Source organism: Rathayibacter sp. AY1E2, assembly GCF_002932325.1.
Lineage (GTDB): Bacteria > Actinomycetota > Actinomycetes > Actinomycetales > Microbacteriaceae > Rathayibacter.
This window is the reverse complement of sequence record NZ_PSVO01000001.1, coordinates 322,619-339,914: the sequence shown is the minus strand read 5'-3', so window position 1 is coordinate 339,914 and position 17,296 is coordinate 322,619. Positions and strand designations below refer to the sequence as shown.

The following is a 17,296-nucleotide window of genomic DNA, read 5'->3' as shown; positions in this document are numbered from 1 at the left end:
GCCGCACGGTCACCGGGCCGCGAGGGCCAGGTGCCGGTCGCGGAGGGCGAGGAAGAGCGGGAACGCGAACGCCAGGGCGACCAGCGGCGCGAGCAGCACCAGGATCCACACGCGGCGCATCCCGATCCGGCGGCCCTCCACCACCATGAAGGCGACGGCCGCGATCGCGACGACCAGCAGGTCGGTCGAGAACGACGACACCCACGGCCCGCCCGCGGCGAGGCCGGCGAGGACGTCCGCGCCCTCCTGCACCGCCCGCACGTTCCAGGTCCAGGTCCCGATCAGCCCGGCGAGGGCGAGGACGAGGTAGACGATCCCGAGCGGCGTCCAGCCGCGGTGCAGCCGGCTCATGCGCGGGCCTCCGTTCGTGCGAGGGTGAGGATCGTCCCTCCGGCGAGGGCGATCACGGCCACAGTAGCGACGGCGAGGGTCAGCGCGTCCGGTGCGGTCAGCGCCTGTCCGCGCAGCGCCTGCCAGCAGGTGAGGGCGACCGCGGCCGCCCAGCCCGCCGAGGCCAGTGCGACGAGCCGCAGCCGGGTGCATCCGGGGCGCAGCACGGGGATCCGGGGTGCCAGCCGTCCGAGCAGCAGCGCGAGCAGCGGGAGCCCCTGCAGAGCGTGCATCCCGACGAAGTGCGGGATGCGCAGATCGCCCCCCGTGGTGCTCCAGCCCAGGAGGGGGAGGCCGGGTCCGCCGTCCGCGACTCCGACGGCGTGCGCACCGACGACGCCCTGGTAGTCGCTGATCTGGCCGGGCGAGGGCCCCGTCATCAGGAACGCGAGGGCCATCCCGACGAGCCCGATCACGAGTCCGGCGCGCACGGCGAGCGTCAGCGCCGGGTCGCCGAGCGGCACCCGCGCCAGGAGGGCGGCGAGGACCAGAGTCGCCAGCCAGACCACCACGATCGAGACGGCCATCGAGGCCCAGAGCGCGGCGTGCAGGGGAGTGGAGACGTCGAAGTGGCTGCGCTCGCCGACCAGGGCGGCGCCTCCGATCACGACCATCTCGACCGCCAGACCGACCGCCGCGACCGTGCCCAGCGCTCGGGCGAGGCGGCGCCGGCGGGGCACGAGCCCGATCAGCCAGGCGAGCGTCACGGCGTACAGCGCGATCGAGAGGCAGAACTTCAGCGGCTTGCCCCAGAGCGGCTGTCCGCCGAGCTCGCGGGGATCGACGACCAGCGCGATCGCGCAGAGGAGGGCGCCGACCGCCATCGCGGCAGCGAGCACCAGGAGCGGCCGGTGCGGAGCAGCGGAGGCGGTGCGCGCGGGCGTCTCGGTCGCGGCGCTCATCGGGGCACCTCCGTCGAGCCGAAGCGGCTCTGCGTCTCGCGCGCCTGGGCGACGCGCCGGAGCGACTGCAGCACCACGTCTCCGAGCGCGGTGCCGACGGCGGCGACGGCAGCCTGCTCGCTCACGCTCTCACGGGCCTGCAGTTCGTCGAGGTCGGCGGAGGCGACGAGGGCGGCGGCGCGGGCGTAGGCCTCGAGCCAGCCGGCGCTCATCGGACCGGTGGAGAGCTCGAGCGCGTCGAGCGCCCGTGCCGCCGTCGCGACGGCAGGGTGGCCGCAGTGGTCGGAGCCCGCGGCCTCGGCGATCCGCCGCGTCGACGCCTCGGTGGCGGACGCGGTCGCGTCGGCGCTCACGGAGACCACGTCCTGCGCCACCTCGAAGGCCGCTGTCGGACCGACGCCCGCGTCGAGCGCGGCCGTGATCCGCTTCGCGCCGGCGATGCCGACGCCGCCGCTCTCGATGAGCGCCCGGAGCAGCGTCAGGCGGGCGACATGGGCGTCCCCGTACTCCGCCCGCTGGGGGCCTGCGGCGTCGCCCGGCGGCAGCAGCCCCTCCCGGATGTAGTACTTGATCGTGGGCAGGCTGACGCCGCTGCTGCGGCTGAGCTCAGAGATTCGCACGTGGACAGTATCGCTATCCGATAGCAGTACTGTCCACCATTTGATCAGTCCCGCGCGGAGAGGACGATGTTCCCCGTCTCGGTGATGGCGATCGTGTGCTCCATGTGGGCGCCGCGCGAGCCGTCGCGGCTGCGGAGGGTCCAGCCGTCCTTGTCCGTGTAGATCTCGTCGGTCGTCTGCAGGAACCACGGCTCGATCGCGACGACGAGGCCCGGGCGGAGCGGGTAGCCGCGGCCGGCGCGTCCGTCGTTGGGGATGTGCGGATCGCCGTGCATCGTGCGGCCGACGCCGTGGCCGCCGAAGTCGGTGTTGATGGACAGGCCCTCGGCGTGTGCGACCGCCGCGATGGCCGCGGAGATGTCGCCGATCTTCTTCCCGGGCTGCGCGGCGGCGATGCCGGCCTCGAGCGCGCGGGTGGTCGTGTCGATGAGGGCGAGGTCCTCCTCGCGCGGCGTCCCGACCACGACGCTGATGGCCGAGTCGGCGACCCAGCCGTTCACGGAGGCGGCGAAGTCGAGGGTGAGCAGGTCGCCGTCCTTCAGCCGGTAGTCGAAGGGCAGGCCGTGCAGCACCGCGTCGTTGACGGAGGTGCAGATGACCTTGCCGAAGGGGCTCGCGCCGAAGGAGGGGTGGTAGTCGATGTAGCAGGACTCGGCGCCGGCCGTGCGGATCATGTCATGGGCGAGCCGGTCGAGCTCCAGCAGGTTCACGCCGACCGCGGCGGCGGCGGAGGTGGCCTTCAGTACTTCGCCGACGAAGCGGCCGGCGGGACGCATCTCCTCGATCTCGGCGGGGGTGCGTAGCTCGATCATCCTGATCCTCTCGGGGTCCGCTGAGCCGTCGCTCAGCGGTGGTGGGTACGGTCGGTGCATGCGCACGCGACGGGCATTCGGTTCCTGGCAGTTCCCGGCGGCGATCGTGCTGCCCTTGTGGATCCTCCTCGGCTACGGGGTCTTCGGAGGATCGAGCGGCTGGACCGTGCTCGGCCTGGTGATCGCCCTCCCCATTCTGGCGGTCGCGCTGGCGGCTGTGGCCGCGATCGTCGCATTCCGGGTGACCGTTCGGCCCACGCGCACTCCCGCGTGGGGCGACGTGGCCGTGGTCGGCGCCTGGCACCTCTCCCTGATCGCCTTCGGCTTCTTCCCGCCCGGCGCCTGGGCGCTGGGCCTGCTCTCGGTGGTCCTCGGAGTGGCGGCCTTCTGGCACTCGGGGTGGCGGTTCCTCGCCGACGCGAGGGCCACTCTCCTCGCCTTCTCGGAGGCGGCGTCCGTGCAGGCCGAGGGCGCTCACCGCCCCGTCTCCGGAGATGGCTTCGACCCGGAGCGCCCGCAGGACGGGCAGACCATCGTCCTCTGATGGGTCGGGCGTCCCGAGAGGCGCTGTCCCCTGCGAGGCCCCGCCCTGCTCCACGGCTCGGCCCTCTCGACGGATCCGCCCTCTGCGCAGCTCTGCCTCCGGGTGACCCTGCCCTCCTCATGACCCTGCTTTGACTCGGATCGACGCGGCATGGCAGAATGAGCGCTTGTGCCTCGCGCAGGCTCTGCCACAGGGGGGCCGCGACGACGTGGGCACGACCGACTTCCATCAACGAAACGGTGTTCGACCTGTGGCGGGCACGGAGAGCGATACAGCATGCACATCCTCGATTCCGTCGATGCGGCGTCCCTCCGCAGCGATGTCCCGGACTTCCGCGCCGGCGACACCGTCAAGGTCCACGTCAACATCGTCGAGGGCTCCCGCTCGCGCATCCAGGTCTTTCAGGGCGTCGTCATCGGCCGCTCCAACGAGGGCGTCCGCGAGACCTTCACCGTCCGCAAGGTGAGCTTCCAGGTCGGCGTCGAGCGCACGTTCCCCGTGCACTCGCCGGTCATCGACCACATCGAGGTCGTCACCCGCGGTGACGTCCGTCGCGCGAAGCTCTACTACCTGCGCAACCTGCGCGGCAAGAAGGCCAAGATCAAGGAGAAGCGCGACGCCTGAGCGGCTTCCGCACGACTTCTCGGGAACCCCGGTCCACCTATGATGGACCGGGGTTCCTCCCTTTCTCGGGGCGATCCGTCCGGGGAGTCCACCCGGTGATGCACAGTAGGGGCGACGGCGAGCGATGACAGACAGCACGGCCCCGGTCCGCCTCCCCGGAGGCGAGGACCACGCCCGCCACTCGGCGGATCCGTCCGAGAAGCGCCCGCGCAAGCGCCGGGGTGTCCTGCTCTTCCTCCGCGACGTGCTGATCATCTTCGTGGTCGCGGTGCTCGTCTCCTTCCTCGTGAAGACCTTCCTGATCCGCTCGTTCTACATCCCCTCCTCCTCCATGGAGCAGACGCTCGTCGAGAACGATCGCATCCTCGTGAACGAGCTCGTGCCCGGAGTCGTGCCGATCTCGCGGGGCGACGTCGTCGTCTTCCGCGATCCCGGCGGATGGCTCTCGCCGAGCTCCGAGCCCTCCGTGCCGCCGTTCCAGGCCGCGGTCGACTCCGCCCTCGCGCTCGTCGGCCTCACCGCTCCCGACAGCAATGACCACCTCATCAAGCGCGTCATCGGCCTGCCGGGCGACCACGTGACCTGCTGCACACCGCTCGGCCAGGTCGAGATCAACGGCAACCCGATCGACGAGCCCTACGTGAAGCTGCCGGACGGGGTGCAGGCGGTCTCGGCCACCCCCTTCGACGTCGTCGTGCCCGAGGGCTCGCTCTGGGTGATGGGCGACAACCGCTACAACTCCGCCGACTCCCGCTACAACACCGACAAGCCGGGCGGCGGCTTCGTGCCGATCGACAACGTCGTGGGCCGCGCGATCCTCGTGACCTGGCCCGTGCAGCAGTGGGCGTGGCTCGACGACTACCCGTCGGTGTTCCGCGGAGTCGACACCGAGGCCTCCGAGGAGGGCTCGGACGACGCGCAGAGCGGGCAGGGCTAGGTGGTCGTCGCCGAGCCGACGCTGACGCAGGAGCGGCGCCTCTTCCGGCAGGGCTACGAGACGGTCATCGGCTGCGACGAGGTCGGCCGCGGCGCGATCGCCGGCCCGGTGTCGGTCGGTGTCGTGTCGATCGGCAGCCGTTGCGGGCGCTTCCCCGAGGGGCTCCGCGACTCCAAGATGCTCGCTCCCGCCCGCCGCGAGGCGCTCCTGCCGGGAGTCGCGAAGTGGGTCTCGGCCTGGGCGATCGGCGAGTCCTCGGCGGACGAGATCGACGAGACCGGGATCATCGCGGGCCTCGGCCGCGCTGCGTCGAGGGGCATCGAGCGCCTCGCCGACCAGGGCGTCGACCTCGCCACCGCCGTCGTCCTCCTCGACGGCGCCCACGACTGGCTGACGCCCGCGCTGGGCGAGTGGGCGGCCGAGCTGACGATCGTCACCCGCGTGAAGGCCGACCGCGACTGCGCCGCCGTCTCCGCCGCCTCCGTGCTCGCGAAGGTGGGCCGGGACGGTCAGATGGTGCGCCACCACGACGACTTCGCCGACTACGCCTGGGACAGCAACAAGGGCTACGGCAGCGCCGCGCACTGGGCGGGGATCGAGCGGGTCGGCCCGTCCCCGCTGCACCGGGTGACCTGGCTGTCGAAGTCGCGGGAGAGCGTCGAGGAGCCGCTCCCGGCGTTCGTGCCCGTCGGCTCGGCGTAGGATTGTCCAACGATGGATGAGGACGAATTCGAGGACTACGACCGCGAGGTCGAGCTGGCACTGTACCGGGAGTACCGCGACGTCGTCTCGCAGTTCTCGTACGTCGTCGAGACCGAGCGCCGGTTCTACCTGGCGAACGAGGTCGACCTGGTCCGCCGCGACACCGAGCACGACTTCTACTTCGAGCTCACCATGCGCGACGTGTGGGTCTGGGACGTCTACCGCTCCGACCGCTTCGTGAAGTCGGTGCGCGTGCTGACCTTCAAGGACGTCAACGTCGAGGAGCTCTCCCGCAAGGAGTTCGAGCTCCCCAAGGAGCTCGCGCTCGACGAGTAGGGCGCTGTCGCGGCAGGCTCCGGACCCCTTGCTGGTCGAGTAGCCGCTTCCGACGGCGCATCGAGATCCGGTGCCCGGAGCCCCACCCCGCTCCGGAGCTCTCTCGGATCCTCGGATCCGCGGGTCTCGTCTTCAGGCAACGCGGATTCCTCCTGCTGGTCGCATAGCCGCCCCCGGCGGCGTCCGAAGACCCCGGCCCGACGTCCCTCCCCACCCGCCTCCTCGGCCCTCTTCTCCCCGGATCCCCTCCCGGCCGTCCGACGCTCCTCTCTGCTCCTGCACGCTTCCGGCAGGAGGACGCATGGACAAGGACGAACTGGGGCGGCGCGGCGAGGAGATCGCGGCGGCGCACCTGAGAGACAACGGATTCGAGATCCTCGACCGCAACTGGCGGGTCCGCGAGGGCGAGCTCGACATCGTGGCCCGCGACGGGTCGGCACTGGTCGTGGTGGAGGTGAAGACGCGCTCGTCGACGCGCTTCGGACTGCCGGTCGAGGCCATCACGCGGGCCAAGGCGCAGCGCCTGCGCCGACTCGCCTACGCCTGGGCCGACGAGCACCACGAGCGCTCCCGGCATCTGCGGATCGACGCGGTCGGCATCGTCGCTCCCGGGGGAGTCCCGTCGCAGATCCGGCACCTGCGGGCGGTGGCCTGATGGGCCTGGGGAGGACCTCCGCGGTCGGTCTCGTCGGCTTCGCGGGAGCCGTGGTCGGGGTGGAGGCCCACTCGGCCGACGGCACCCCGGGCATGGTGATCATCGGCCTGCCCGACGCCGCGCTCGCCCAGGCGAAGGAGCGGGTGCGCTCGGCGGCGATCAACTCCGGCAGCACCATCGCCGAATACAAGATCACCGTGAACCTCTCGCCGGCCGCGATGCCCAAGCACGGCTCCGCCTTCGATCTCGCCATCGGGCTGGCCGCGCTCGCGTCGCTCCGTGAGGTCGATGCGGAGTCGGTCGCCGCGGTCGTCCACATCGGGGAGCTCGGGCTGGACGGCCGGCTGCGCTCCGTCCCCGGCGTGCTGCCCGCGGTGCTCGCGGCCGCCCGCGAGGGCAGGCGCCGCGTGATGGTCCCCGTCGAGGACCGCCTCGAGGCGGAGCTGGTCGACGGCGTCGAGGTGATCGCGGTCTCCTCGCTGGCGGCGGCCGCCGTCTGGCACGGAGCCGAGTGGGAAGTGCCGGTGCTCCCCGAGGCCGCGCCGCCGTGTGCGACGGTGTCCGAGCCGGAGGCCCGCCTCGACCTCTCCGACGTGGTGGGGAACGAGGAGGCGGCCGAGGCGATGGTCGTCGCGGCGGCGGGCGGGCACCACGTGTTCCTGCTCGGGCCTCCCGGCGCCGGGAAGACGATGCTCGCCTCGCGCCTTCCAGGCATCCTCCCCGACCTCGATGACGACGCAGCGCTGGAGGCCACCTGCATGCGCTCGCTGGTCGGAGCGCCGACCGGTGGCGCGCTGGTGCGCAGACCGCCGTTCGAGAGTCCGCACCACTCCGCCTCGTCCGCAGCGATCGTCGGCGGGGGCAGCGGCCGCATCCGGCCCGGCGCGGTCGCCCGCGCCACCCGGGGAGTGCTGTTCCTCGACGAGGCCCCCGAGTTCTCGTCCGTCGCCCTCGATGCGTTGCGCCAGCCGCTCGAATCCGGCGTGATCCGCATCCACCGCGCGAACGCCGTCGCCGAGTTCCCCGCGCGGGTGCAGCTCGTCCTCGCGGCGAACCCGTGCCCGTGCGGCCGCTTCGGCATCCCCGGAGAGACCTGCACCTGTGCTCCCTCGGTCCGCCGCCGCTACCTCGCGCGGCTCAGCGGACCGCTGCTCGACCGCGTCGACATCCGCCTGACGGTCCGCCGCATCAGCGCGGCTCAGCTGGCCGCACGTCGAGACACGTCCGGCATGTCGACGGCGCAGGCCCGCGCTCGTGTCGCCGCGGCGCGGTCCCTGGCAGCGGCTCGCCTCGCCTCCACTCCGTGGACGCTCAACTCGGAGGTCTCCGGCGCCTGGCTGCGCTCGGACGCGGTGCGCCCGACCAGTGCCGAGTCCCGCACGCTCGACCGGGCTCTGGAGCGAGGTCTGGTGACCATGCGCGGCTACGACCGGGTCCTGCGCCTGGCCTGGACGCTCGCGGACCTCGACGCGGCCGACCGGCCGAGTGCCGCCCACCTCGCGCGCGCGCTCGTCCTCCGTGGAGGTGCCGCGTGATCCGGCCCGACGCGCTCTTCGACGGAGCGGAGCTCGACGCTGTTCGCCGACTGCTGCCGAGCGGTGCAGCCGATCAGGACTCGGCTGCCGACGGCGAGCCTTCGGGTGAGTCCGGCTGCGCTCGGAGCGCACTCGTCGACGCTGCTGCCCGGTGCGGCTGGAACTCTCTGACCGAGCCCGGCGACTCCGTCGCAGCCCTCCTCATCGCGAGGGTCGGCGCGGCCGAGGCCTTCGCCCACGTCGTGTCCTCGTCGTCCGCGGAGGAGATCCTCGCGCCCCCGCATCGCGCTCCCTCCGACGAAGGAGGCCCGGCACCCGCGCCCCTCGACTCCGAGGTCGCCGCGCTCCAGTCGGGGCTGGCGCGCTGGCGACCGCGCCTGGACCGCAGGCTCCTGTTCCGACGTCTCGAGATCGCCGAGCGACTCGGCGCCCGGCTGCTCCTGCCCGGGGCTGCCGTGTGGCCCGAGTCGCTCGACGACCTCGGGCCGCACGCGCCACTCCTGCTCTGGCTGCGCGGTGATCCCGCCGCCTTCGATCCGCCGCACCGCCTCGCCCTCGTCGGCGCCCGCGCTGCGACCGGTTACGGCGAGCACGTGGCCGCCGAGCTCGCCGCGGGCGTCGCGGCGCGAGGCGTCTCCGTCGTCTCGGGCGGTGCCTTCGGGATCGACGCGGTCGCCCACCGTGCCGCACTCGGCTCCGGAGGCCGAACGGTCGCCTTCCTCGCCGGGGGAGCGGACCGCCTCTACCCGACGGCCCACGCCGACCTCCTCCACCGCATCATCGCCACCCCCGGCTGTGCCGTCGCAACGGAGGTCCCGCCGGGCACCACGCCCACTCGCTGGCGATTCCTGCAGCGCAACCGCCTCATCGCCGCCTCCACCGCGGGCACCGTCGTCGTCGAGGCCGGCGCCCGCTCCGGATCCCTCAACACCGCCGGCCACGCGGCTGCCCTGGGCCGCCCCCTCGGTGCGGTCCCGGGCCCGGTCACCAGTGCCTCCTCCGCCGGCTGCCACCGGCTCCTCCGCGAGTACGCGGCGACCTGCGTCACCTCGCCGGCGGACGTGCTCGAACTGCTCGGTGTCGGCGACGCCGACGGATCGTGCCGAGCGCTGACCGCGGCTGAGGCGCGAGTCCTGGCCGTCGTCGAATCCGAAGGAGGCTGCGACGCCGCAACCGTCGCCCGGCTCTCCGGGGATTCGCTCGATTCGGCACTGTCGGCGCTGGGTGCGCTCCTCGCAGACGGACGCGTCCACCGTTCCGAGGACGGGGACTGGGAGCGGGCGCCCGGGTGAGCGGCCCCGCCGCCGCGGCGCTGTCGGCGGTCCGCCCTACGCTGAAGGGGCATCGGCGAGGGGAGCGGCATGGACGCCACGGCAGCAGGACACGGCGGAGAGCGCCCGCAGCTCGGGCACTTCCGCGCCGCCGACAGGGTCATCGCGCATCTGAGCGACACGCACCTGCTGGCCGACGGCGCTCCGCTCTACGGGAAGGTCGACACGGTCGCCCGCCTCGCGCAGGCGGTCGGCCGGCTGGCCGAGCGCGGCGGACGCCTGGACGCGATCGTGGTGACCGGGGACGTCGCGGACTGCGGCGAGGAGGACGCCTACCGGCGCGTGCGCGAGCAGCTCGACCCCGTGGGCGAGCGGTTCGGCTGCCCGATCGTCTGGGTGATGGGCAACCACGACGAGCGCGGAGCCTTCCGGCGGGTGCTCCTCGAGCAGGACCCGGCGGGCGCGGGACCCGTGGACCAGGTCGTCGACCTCGGCGGGCTCCGGCTCATCGCGCTCGACAGCGCGGTGCCCGGCTTCCACCACGGCGACCTCACCGACGCCCAGCTGGCCTGGCTGAAGGACGAGCTCGCCGCACCGGCCCCGCTGGGGACGATCCTCGCCCTGCACCACCCTCCGCTGCCCACGCCGCTCGGCGCGATGACCGTGCTCGAGCTGCGGGGGATCGACCGCCTCGAGGAGGTGGTGCGCGGAACCGACGTCCGCGCGATCCTCGGCGGCCACCTGCACTACCCCACGGCTGCGACCTTCGCGGGCGTGCCCGTGCTCGTCGCCGGCGCCACCAGCTACACGATGGACCTCGGAGCGCCCGAGCGGGAGCTCGCCGGCGTCGACGGAGCGCAGAGCCTCTCGCTCGTCCACGTCCACCCGGAGACGGTGGCCGCCTCGTTCGTGCCGACGGCACCGGCCCCGATCGCGACGCGGTTCGGCACCGACCTGATCGAGCGGCTCGAGGGGCTCGACGAGCAGGGGCGCATCGACCTCTGGTCGCGGATGCCGGACGGATCATGACCGGCGAGACGCTCGCCGACTCGGTCGAGCACTTCCTCCGGTACGTCCTCGATGAGCGGTCCCTCTCGCCCGCCACCGCGAAGGGCTACCGCTCCGACCTGGCGCGCCTGATCGCCCACACGGAGGAGAAGGGGCGGCTCCTCACCGCCGAGCTCGACCTCGAGCTGCTGCGCGACTGGCTCTGGCGAGAGTCGGAGTCGGGGATCGCCCGCGCGACCCTCGCCCGGCGCACCGCGGCCGTCCGCTCCTTCTCCTCCTGGGCGCAGCGGACCGAGCGGCTTCCCCTCGACGTCGCCGCACGCCTCAAGACGCCCAAGTCGGGACGGACACTGCCGCGGGTCCTGACGCTCCCGCAGGCGGAACAGGTGCTCGACACGGTCGCGGCGCGCGGCGCGACAGAGGACCCGGTGGCGCTGCGGGACCTGGCGATCGTCGAGCTGCTCTACGCCTCCGGCATCCGCGTCTCCGAGCTGGTCGCCGTCGACCTGGGCGACGTCGATCTCGGCAGGCTCACCGTGCTCGTCACCGGCAAGGGCGCGAAGCAGCGGGTCGTGCCGTTCGGCGTGCCCGCGAAGGAGGCGCTCGTCGCCTACCTCGACCGCGCCCGTCCCGCTCTCGCCACCGGTGACGGCGGCCGCGCGCTCCTGCTCGGCCGACGGGGGGCGAGGCTCACCCCGCGCACGGTCTACGGCGTCGTGGCGAGGCTCCTCGACGGCGGGCAGGGCTCCGGACCGTCCGGTCCGCACACGCTCCGCCACACCGCGGCGACCCATCTGCTCGACGGCGGAGCCGACCTCCGCGCCGTTCAGGAGCTGCTCGGCCACGCGAGCCTGGGCACCACGCAGATCTACACCCACGTCTCGACCGAGCGGATCCGCGACGCCTACCGCCTCGCCCACCCCCGCGCCTGACCGGTTCCCCGCGCCCGAACGGACCCCCGCGCCCGAACGGGTCCGAGAGACACCGGACGCACCCGCCCGCGCCACGTTCTCGACACCCCGCGCCCCCTCGTCCATCGGCAGAAGCACCGCCCGGGGGATCCCGCCGAAGAACCGCATCGGCGAGACGTAGTCGCCACCCTCGCGGACGCCGAGGTGCACGCACCTCCCGTCGCAGTGGCCGCCCGCACCCACTGCTCCGACGGGCTGGCCCGCGGTGAGGACCTGCCCCGCCGTCACCGATCCGTCGACCGGCTCGACCGTCGAGACCAGACCGTCCGCGTGCACGATGCTCACCACGGACCGGTCGACCACCCTGCCCGAGAACGACACGGTGCCCGCCGCGACGGCGATCACGGGCTGCCCGGCCGCTGCCGCGAGGTCGATCCCGCGGTGCCCGGGGGCGTAGCGGTGGGCCGGCGCGCCCCACGGCTCCACGACGGAGAACCCCGGGACGGGTGAATTCCACCGCGGGTCGGACCGGCCGGGGGACGAGGTGCCGGAGGGGGAGGCGCCGAGAGGCGCCCCGACGAGCAGAGCGGCGAGGGCGAACACGCCCGGGCGCAGGAGTCGGGATCGGAGCATGCGGCCACCCTCCTGGAGCCGGTTCGGGACCGGTGGTCGGCCGAGCGGATCAGGGGAGGAGAGCGCGACGGGCCCGGCTGTGGAGGGAGGACATCGGCCGAGGGAGAGCGCAACCCGTCTCGGCGGTGCCGCGGCGAGGAGTAACGTGCCGGTGATCCGGCTCGGGAGCGGCACCCCGCCCCCACCGGCGGCGAGAATCGGAGACGACCATGACCAGCGGACGATCTGACACGACCAGCGGGAGAGCGGACATCCCGAACCCCTCGGCGGCGAAGCTGAAGAGGAAGGTGATCGGCCTCGCGATCGCGGCGGCGGTCGGCGGCTTCCTCTTCGGCTTCGACTCGTCGGTGGTGAACGGTGCCGTGGAGGCGGTGCAGGGCGAGTTCCAGCTCTCGGCCGCCCTGATCGGCTTCGCCGTCGCCTCCGCGCTGCTCGGCTGCGCACTCGGCGCGTACCTCGCGGGCCGCCTGGCCGACCGCTGGGGCCGCATCAAGGTCATGCTGCTCGGCGCCGGGCTCTTCTTCATCTCCTCCATCGGCGCCGGCGCGGCGTTCGCGGTCTGGGACCTCGTGCTCTGGCGCGTGGTCGGAGGCCTCGGCATCGGCATCGCCTCCGTGATCGCTCCGACCTACATCTCGGAGATCGCGCCCAAGGCCATCCGCGGCGCCCTCGCGTCGCTGCAGCAGCTGGCGATCACGCTCGGCATCTTCGCCGCCCTGCTCTCGGACACCCTCATCGCGAACGGCGCGGACGGCGCCTCCGAGCCCTTCTGGTTCGGCGTCGCCGCCTGGCGCTGGATGTTCATCGCCTGCGCCGTGCCGGCCGTCATCTACGGCCTCCTGGCCCTGACCCTGCCGGAGTCGCCACGCTACCTCGCGACCCGCGGCCGCTCCGAGGACGCCCGCGCGGTGCTCGCGACGGTCACGCCGCGCGACGAGGTCGACGAGGCGCTCGCGGACATCCAGAAGAAGATCGACGAGGACTCCGAGAACGCGAAGCGCTCCAGCCTCCGCGGTCCCGCCCTCGGCCTGCTCCCCGTGGTCTGGGTCGGCATCCTGCTGTCGGTGTTCCAGCAGTTCGTGGGCATCAACGTGATCTTCTACTACTCCACCTCGCTCTGGAGCGCGGTCGGATTCGACGAGTCCAACTCCTTCGCGATCTCGGTCTTCACCTCGGTCGTGAACGTCGTCGTCACCTTCGTGGCGATCTTCCTGGTCGACAAGGTCGGCCGGAAGCCGCTGCTGCTGGTCGGCTCGGCCGGCATGGCCGTCTCGCTCGCACTGATGGCCATCGCCTTCAGCCAGTCGACGATCAGCGGAGAGGACGTCTCGCTGCCCGGCGCGTGGGGGCCGATCGCCCTCGTCTCGGCGAACGCGTTCGTCGTCTTCTTCGGTGCGACCTGGGGCCCGCTGGTGTGGGTCCTCCTCGGCGAGATCTTCCCGAACCGGATCCGGGCGGCCGCGCTCGGCCTGGCGGCCTCGGCCCAGTGGATCGCGAACTTCGCCATCACGGTGACCTTCCCGATCCTCTCGCAGGACGTGTCGCTCACCCTGGCCTACGGCCTCTACGCCGCCTTCGCGGCGATCTCGTTCGTCTTCGTCTTCATGTTCGTGCCCGAGACCAAGGGCCGCTCTCTGGAGGAGATGGACACCCTGCACATCCGCACCGTGATGAAGTCGGCGCGCAAGTAGCACCGGCCTCCCGCGCCCCGACGGCCGCCCTCCCGCAGCAGCGGGGGAGGCGGCCGTCCTGGTGCTAGACTCCACGGAGCACCTCGCTCGTCGGGGTGACTACGCGCGCCCATTCGGCCTCCGCTCCCCACGGTCCCTCTCCGCTCATGCGGCCGGGGCGGGAGTGCGCCGGGCGCCAGGGCGACGTGCCGACCGGCCGTCGCAGACAACCGAACGGGAGTTCGGCGCCGTCGTGCGCCCGGGCCCCGAGACAAGGAGAACGACTCATGGCAGTCGTCACCATGCGCCAGCTGCTCGACAGCGGCGTCCACTTCGGGCACCAGACCCGTCGCTGGAACCCGAAGATGAAGCGCTTCATCCTGACCGAGCGCTCGGGCAGCTACATCATCGACCTCCAGCAGTCGCTGGCCTACATCGACAAGACCTACGACTTCGTCAAGGAGACGGTCGCCCACGGCGGCACCATCCTTTTCGTCGGCACCAAGAAGCAGGCGCAGAACGCGATCTCGGAGCAGGCGACCCGCGTCGGCCAGCCCTACGTGAACCAGCGCTGGCTCGGCGGCCTCCTGACCAACTTCCAGACGGTCTCGAAGCGCCTCGCCCGCATGAAGGAGCTGGAGGAGCTCGACTTCGACGACACGTCGAAGAGCGGCTTCACCAAGAAGGAGCTCCTCATAAAGAAGCGCGAGCTCGACAAGCTGCACAAGTCGCTCGGCGGCATCCGCAACCTCTCGAAGACGCCGTCGGCCCTCTGGGTCGTCGACACCAAGAAGGAGCACCTCGCGATCGACGAGGCCAAGAAGCTGGGCATCCCGGTCATCGGCATCCTCGACACGAACTGCGACCCGGACGAGGTCCAGTACCCGATCCCGGGCAACGACGACGCGATCCGCTCGGTGAGCCTGCTCACCCGCATCGTCGCCGACGCCGCGGCCGAGGGCCTCATCCAGCGCCACCAGAAGCCCGAGGCCGAGGGCAACGTCTCCGCCGTCGAGCCGCTGGCCGAGTGGGAGCAGGAGCTGCTCTCCACCGGTGCGCCCGCCGCCGACGTGCAGGAGCCGAACGAGCAGGCCGGCGCGGAGACCGAGAAGGTCGCCGACGCCGAGGCCGAGACCGCCGACGAGGCCGTCGTCGAGGCCGAGACCCCCGCCGCGGAGGAGGCCCCCGAGGCCGACGCCGCCGCGACCTCGACCGACGAGACCGCCACCGCCTGACACCCCGTTCCGTGACGGGGGTCGGACGCCGCACCCGCGGTCGTCCGGCCCCCGCTCGGTCGGTGCACGTTCACCACGAGTAAGAACCGCCGTCACCTCGGCGTGCTGGGCTCCTCCCGTGAGCCCGCCGCGAGTGACGGCGCCACAGGGTTTCCGAACCAAGAGGAGTTCCGAGAACATGGCAAATTTCAGCCTCGCTGACGTCAAGACGCTGCGCGAGCAGCTCGGTACCGGCATGGTCGACACGAAGAACGCGCTCGTCGAGGCCGACGGCGACCTGGACAAGGCGGTCGAGATCCTCCGCCTCAAGGGCGCCAAGGGCAACGCGAAGCGCGCCGACCGCTCCACGAGCGAGGGCCTCGTCGCCGCCGCTGAGAAGGACGGCGTCGCCACGATGATCGAGCTCGCGTGCGAGACCGACTTCGTCGCCAAGGGCACGAAGTTCATCGCCCTCGCCGACGCCGTGCTCGCCGCGGTCGTCGCCGCCGGCTCCACCACGGTCGAGGAGGCCCTCGCGGCCCCCGCCGACGGCAAGACCGTCGCCGACCTGATCAACGACGAGGCCGCGATCCTCGGCGAGAAGGTGGAGCTGCGCCGCGTGGCCTCCGTCTCGGGCGAGCACTTCGCGATCTACCTCCACAAGACGAACAAGGACCTGCCCCCGCAGGTCGGCGTGGTCGTCGGCTACGCGGGCGAGGACGCCGAGACCGCGCGCTCCGTCGCCCAGCACATCTCGTTCGCGAACCCGTCCTACCTCTCGCGCGAGGACGTGCCGCAGTCCGAGGTCGACAACGAGCGCCGCATCGTCGAGGAGATCTCGCGCGGCGAGGGCAAGCCCGAGGCCGCCCTGCCGAAGATCATCGAGGGACGCGTGAACGCGTACTTCAAGCAGGTCGCGCTGCTCGACCAGGACTACGCGAAGGACAACAAGCTGTCCGTCAGCAAGGTCCTGAGCGACGCGGGCCTGACCGTGTCGGGCTTCGCCCGCTTCAAGGTCGGCGCCTAACAGCACTGCAGGAGGGAGTCCGGGTCGTTCAGTCGACCCGGGCTCCCTTCGCTCTGCCCGGGGCGGTCCCGGGCGTGGTCGCGGGGCCCGCTCCGCGCGGGATAGGTTTGTACGGGTCTACGGGAGGAAACGTCCATGACGGAGACGGATGCGATGACGACGGGCAAGCGCCGCAGGGTGCTTCTGAAGCTGTCGGGGGAGGCGTTCGGAGCCGGCACGCTCGGCGTGAACCCGGACGTGATCAGCGCCCTGGCGCGCGAGATCGCCGATGCCGCGACCGAGGTGGAGATCTCGGTGGTCGTCGGCGGCGGCAACTTCTTCCGCGGAGCCGAGCTCTCGCAGCGCGGCATGGACCGCGGCCGGGCCGACTACATGGGCATGCTGGGCACGGTGATGAACGCCCTCGCCCTCCAGGACTTCCTCGAGCAGGCGGGCGCCGAGACGCGCGTGCAGTCCGCGATCGCGATGACGCAGGTCGCGGAGCCCTACATCCCCCGCCGGGCGATCCGGCACATGGAGAAGGGCCGCGTCGTCATCTTCGGCGCCGGCGCCGGACTCCCGTACTTCTCGACCGACACGGTCGCCGCGCAGCGCGCGCTCGAGACGCACGCCGACGTGGTCCTCGTCGCCAAGAACGGCGTGGACGGCGTGTACGACGCCGACCCGCGGACGAACCCCGACGCGAAGAAGCTCGACGCGCTGACCTACCAGGAGGCGCTCCAGCGGGGCCTCAAGGTGGTCGACTCCACCGCGTTCAGCCTCTGCATGGACAACGGCATGCCGATGCAGGTCTTCGGCATGGAGCCCTCGGGCAACGTCGCGAAGGCCATCCGCGGCGCCGAGCTCGGCACGCTCGTCTCGAACTAGACTGACCACTTCCCTCTCTTAAGGAGCTCCCTGTGATCTCGGATGTACTGGCCGATGCGAAGACCAAGATGGGCAAGGCCGTCGAGGTCGCCAAGGAGGACTTCTCCACGGTCCGCACCGGACGCGCGAACCCCGGCATGTTCCAGAAGGTGCTGGTGAGCTACTACGGCACCCCGACGCCGCTGTCGCAGCTCGCCTCGATGCAGAACCAGGAGGCCCGCACGCTCGTCCTGACGCCCTACGACAAGGGCTCGCTGCGCGACATCGAGCAGGCCATCCGGGACATGCCGAACCTCGGCGCGAACCCGACCAACGACGGCACGATCATCCGCGTGACCCTGCCGGAGCTCACCGCCGAGCGCCGCAAGGAGTTCGTCAAGATCGTCCGCACCAAGGCCGAGGACGCCAAGATCGCGGTGCGCAACATCCGCCGCAAGGGCAAGGACGACCTCGACGCGCTGAAGGGCGACATCGGCGACGACGAGCTCGCCCGCGGCGAGAAGGAGCTCGAGGCGCTCACGAAGCAGCACGTCGACGCGATCGACGAGGCGCTCAAGCGCAAGGAATCCGAACTGCTCGAGGTGTAGCGGTGCCCGAGATCCCCGAAGGACCCGAGGGCGGCGAGAAGAGACCGTCTC

General features: G+C 72.1%; 19 protein-coding genes and 1 pseudogene. 15 read left to right on the top strand and 5 right to left on the bottom strand.

The annotated features are described in order from the left end of the window. Window positions 1-9: 9 nt before the first annotated feature. The 4 genes from C5C49_RS01525 to map are packed head-to-tail and all read right to left on the bottom strand — an operon-like array spanning window position 10 to window position 2,724. On the bottom strand, window positions 10-351 hold the full coding sequence (locus C5C49_RS01525) for a DUF2834 domain-containing protein (RefSeq protein WP_104345253.1): 342 nt from the start codon (window positions 349-351) through the stop codon (window positions 10-12). Continuing rightward, a complete protein-coding gene (locus C5C49_RS01520) occupies window positions 348-1,292 on the bottom strand; it encodes a hypothetical protein (protein WP_104345252.1) in 945 nt (314 codons plus the stop codon). The genes C5C49_RS01525 and C5C49_RS01520 overlap by 4 nt, the downstream gene beginning before the upstream one ends. Further along, on the bottom strand, window positions 1,289-1,912 hold the full coding sequence (locus C5C49_RS01515) for a MerR family transcriptional regulator (RefSeq protein ID WP_181135682.1): 624 nt from the start codon (window positions 1,910-1,912) through the stop codon (window positions 1,289-1,291). The genes C5C49_RS01520 and C5C49_RS01515 overlap by 4 nt, the downstream gene beginning before the upstream one ends. A 44-nt stretch (window positions 1,913-1,956) precedes the next feature. Next, window positions 1,957-2,724: a type I methionyl aminopeptidase gene (map, locus tag C5C49_RS01510; protein WP_104223906.1), complete on the bottom strand. Its 768-nt coding sequence runs from the start codon at window positions 2,722-2,724 to the stop codon at window positions 1,957-1,959. Window positions 2,725-2,782: 58 nt separating this feature from the next. Between map and C5C49_RS01505 the strand changes: the two genes are divergently transcribed. The 10 genes from C5C49_RS01505 (at window position 2,783) to C5C49_RS01460 (ending at window position 11,268) form a co-directional block, all read left to right on the top strand. Next, complete coding sequence (locus tag C5C49_RS01505; RefSeq protein ID WP_104345250.1) at window positions 2,783-3,268, top strand: hypothetical protein; 486 nt, start codon at window positions 2,783-2,785, stop codon at window positions 3,266-3,268. Window positions 3,269-3,544: 276 nt separating this feature from the next. Further along, window positions 3,545-3,892: a 50S ribosomal protein L19 gene (gene rplS, locus C5C49_RS01500; RefSeq protein ID WP_104223904.1), complete on the top strand. Its 348-nt coding sequence runs from the start codon at window positions 3,545-3,547 to the stop codon at window positions 3,890-3,892. Between the two features lie 124 nt (window positions 3,893-4,016). Continuing rightward, window positions 4,017-4,829 carry a signal peptidase I gene (gene lepB / locus C5C49_RS01495; RefSeq protein WP_104250528.1) on the top strand — a complete coding sequence of 271 codons (813 nt, stop codon included), beginning with the start codon at window positions 4,017-4,019 and terminating at the stop codon, window positions 4,827-4,829. Continuing rightward, entirely contained in the window at window positions 4,830-5,531 is a 702-nt protein-coding gene (locus C5C49_RS01490) for a ribonuclease HII (RefSeq protein ID WP_104250529.1), read from the top strand. It abuts the gene before it with no gap. 12 nt (window positions 5,532-5,543) lie between these two features. Next, complete coding sequence (locus tag C5C49_RS01485; protein ID WP_055792576.1) at window positions 5,544-5,867, top strand: DUF2469 domain-containing protein; 324 nt, start codon at window positions 5,544-5,546, stop codon at window positions 5,865-5,867. Window positions 5,868-6,168: 301 nt separating this feature from the next. Then, a complete protein-coding gene (locus C5C49_RS01480; RefSeq protein WP_104223901.1) occupies window positions 6,169-6,522 on the top strand; it encodes a YraN family protein in 354 nt (117 codons plus the stop codon). Continuing rightward, window positions 6,522-8,057, top strand: a complete 1,536-nt coding sequence (locus C5C49_RS01475) for a YifB family Mg chelatase-like AAA ATPase (RefSeq protein WP_104345249.1) — start codon at window positions 6,522-6,524, stop codon at window positions 8,055-8,057. Before C5C49_RS01480 ends, C5C49_RS01475 begins: the two co-directional genes overlap by 1 nt. Continuing rightward, on the top strand, window positions 8,054-9,349 hold the full coding sequence (gene dprA, locus C5C49_RS01470) for a DNA-processing protein DprA (RefSeq protein WP_258068341.1): 1,296 nt from the start codon (window positions 8,054-8,056) through the stop codon (window positions 9,347-9,349). Before C5C49_RS01475 ends, dprA begins: the two co-directional genes overlap by 4 nt. Window positions 9,350-9,418: 69 nt before the next feature. Beyond that, a complete protein-coding gene (locus C5C49_RS01465) occupies window positions 9,419-10,357 on the top strand; it encodes a phosphodiesterase (RefSeq protein ID WP_104345248.1) in 939 nt (312 codons plus the stop codon). Further along, window positions 10,354-11,268, top strand: coding sequence for a tyrosine recombinase XerC (locus C5C49_RS01460; protein WP_104254954.1), 915 nt, complete (start codon window positions 10,354-10,356; stop codon window positions 11,266-11,268). Before C5C49_RS01465 ends, C5C49_RS01460 begins: the two co-directional genes overlap by 4 nt. Window positions 11,269-11,427: 159 nt before the next feature. Here C5C49_RS01460 and C5C49_RS17485 read toward each other — a convergent pair. Further along, window positions 11,428-11,880: pseudogene (locus C5C49_RS17485) on the bottom strand (murein hydrolase activator EnvC family protein); the annotation flags it as partial. Window positions 11,881-12,089: 209 nt separating this feature from the next. On the opposite strand from C5C49_RS17485, the gene C5C49_RS01450 reads away from it, so the two are divergent. The 5 genes from C5C49_RS01450 to frr all read left to right on the top strand — a co-directional run bounded on the left by C5C49_RS01450 (window position 12,090) and on the right by frr (window position 17,245). Beyond that, window positions 12,090-13,571 (top strand): sugar porter family MFS transporter, encoded by a 1,482-nt coding sequence (locus C5C49_RS01450; RefSeq protein WP_104223897.1) that lies wholly within the window; start codon window positions 12,090-12,092, stop codon window positions 13,569-13,571. A 266-nt stretch (window positions 13,572-13,837) separates the two neighbouring features. Next, window positions 13,838-14,785: a 30S ribosomal protein S2 gene (rpsB, locus tag C5C49_RS01445; protein WP_104223896.1), complete on the top strand. Its 948-nt coding sequence runs from the start codon at window positions 13,838-13,840 to the stop codon at window positions 14,783-14,785. A gap of 178 nt (window positions 14,786-14,963) precedes the next feature. Next, window positions 14,964-15,791 carry a translation elongation factor Ts gene (gene tsf / locus C5C49_RS01440; protein ID WP_104223895.1) on the top strand — a complete coding sequence of 276 codons (828 nt, stop codon included), beginning with the start codon at window positions 14,964-14,966 and terminating at the stop codon, window positions 15,789-15,791. Between the two features lie 153 nt (window positions 15,792-15,944). Continuing rightward, window positions 15,945-16,658, top strand: a complete 714-nt coding sequence (gene pyrH / locus C5C49_RS01435; RefSeq protein ID WP_374952923.1) for a UMP kinase — start codon at window positions 15,945-15,947, stop codon at window positions 16,656-16,658. A 32-nt stretch (window positions 16,659-16,690) separates the two neighbouring features. After that, complete coding sequence (frr, locus tag C5C49_RS01430; RefSeq protein ID WP_104232499.1) at window positions 16,691-17,245, top strand: ribosome recycling factor; 555 nt, start codon at window positions 16,691-16,693, stop codon at window positions 17,243-17,245. Window positions 17,246-17,296 lie beyond the last annotated feature (51 nt).

What these genes read in the sequence shown, in the direction of transcription:
- C5C49_RS01525 (WP_104345253.1), bottom strand. Translation starts at nt 351, where the DNA reads ATGAGCCGGCTGCACCGCGGCTGGACGCCGCTCGGGATCGTCTACCTC.
- lepB (WP_104250528.1), top strand. Translation starts at nt 4,017, where the DNA reads ATGACAGACAGCACGGCCCCGGTCCGCCTCCCCGGAGGCGAGGACCAC.
- C5C49_RS01520 (WP_104345252.1), bottom strand. Translation starts at nt 1,292, where the DNA reads ATGAGCGCCGCGACCGAGACGCCCGCGCGCACCGCCTCCGCTGCTCCG.
- C5C49_RS01450 (WP_104223897.1), top strand. Translation starts at nt 12,090, where the DNA reads ATGACCAGCGGACGATCTGACACGACCAGCGGGAGAGCGGACATCCCG.
- C5C49_RS01480 (WP_104223901.1), top strand. Translation starts at nt 6,169, where the DNA reads ATGGACAAGGACGAACTGGGGCGGCGCGGCGAGGAGATCGCGGCGGCG.
- C5C49_RS01465 (WP_104345248.1), top strand. Translation starts at nt 9,419, where the DNA reads ATGGACGCCACGGCAGCAGGACACGGCGGAGAGCGCCCGCAGCTCGGG.
- map (WP_104223906.1), bottom strand. Translation starts at nt 2,724, where the DNA reads ATGATCGAGCTACGCACCCCCGCCGAGATCGAGGAGATGCGTCCCGCC.
- pyrH (WP_374952923.1), top strand. Translation starts at nt 15,945, where the DNA reads ATGACGACGGGCAAGCGCCGCAGGGTGCTTCTGAAGCTGTCGGGGGAG.
- C5C49_RS01505 (WP_104345250.1), top strand. Translation starts at nt 2,783, where the DNA reads ATGCGCACGCGACGGGCATTCGGTTCCTGGCAGTTCCCGGCGGCGATC.
- rplS (WP_104223904.1), top strand. Translation starts at nt 3,545, where the DNA reads ATGCACATCCTCGATTCCGTCGATGCGGCGTCCCTCCGCAGCGATGTC.
- rpsB (WP_104223896.1), top strand. Translation starts at nt 13,838, where the DNA reads ATGGCAGTCGTCACCATGCGCCAGCTGCTCGACAGCGGCGTCCACTTC.
- C5C49_RS01475 (WP_104345249.1), top strand. Translation starts at nt 6,522, where the DNA reads ATGGGCCTGGGGAGGACCTCCGCGGTCGGTCTCGTCGGCTTCGCGGGA.
- C5C49_RS01485 (WP_055792576.1), top strand. Translation starts at nt 5,544, where the DNA reads ATGGATGAGGACGAATTCGAGGACTACGACCGCGAGGTCGAGCTGGCA.
- C5C49_RS01460 (WP_104254954.1), top strand. Translation starts at nt 10,354, where the DNA reads ATGACCGGCGAGACGCTCGCCGACTCGGTCGAGCACTTCCTCCGGTAC.
- tsf (WP_104223895.1), top strand. Translation starts at nt 14,964, where the DNA reads ATGGCAAATTTCAGCCTCGCTGACGTCAAGACGCTGCGCGAGCAGCTC.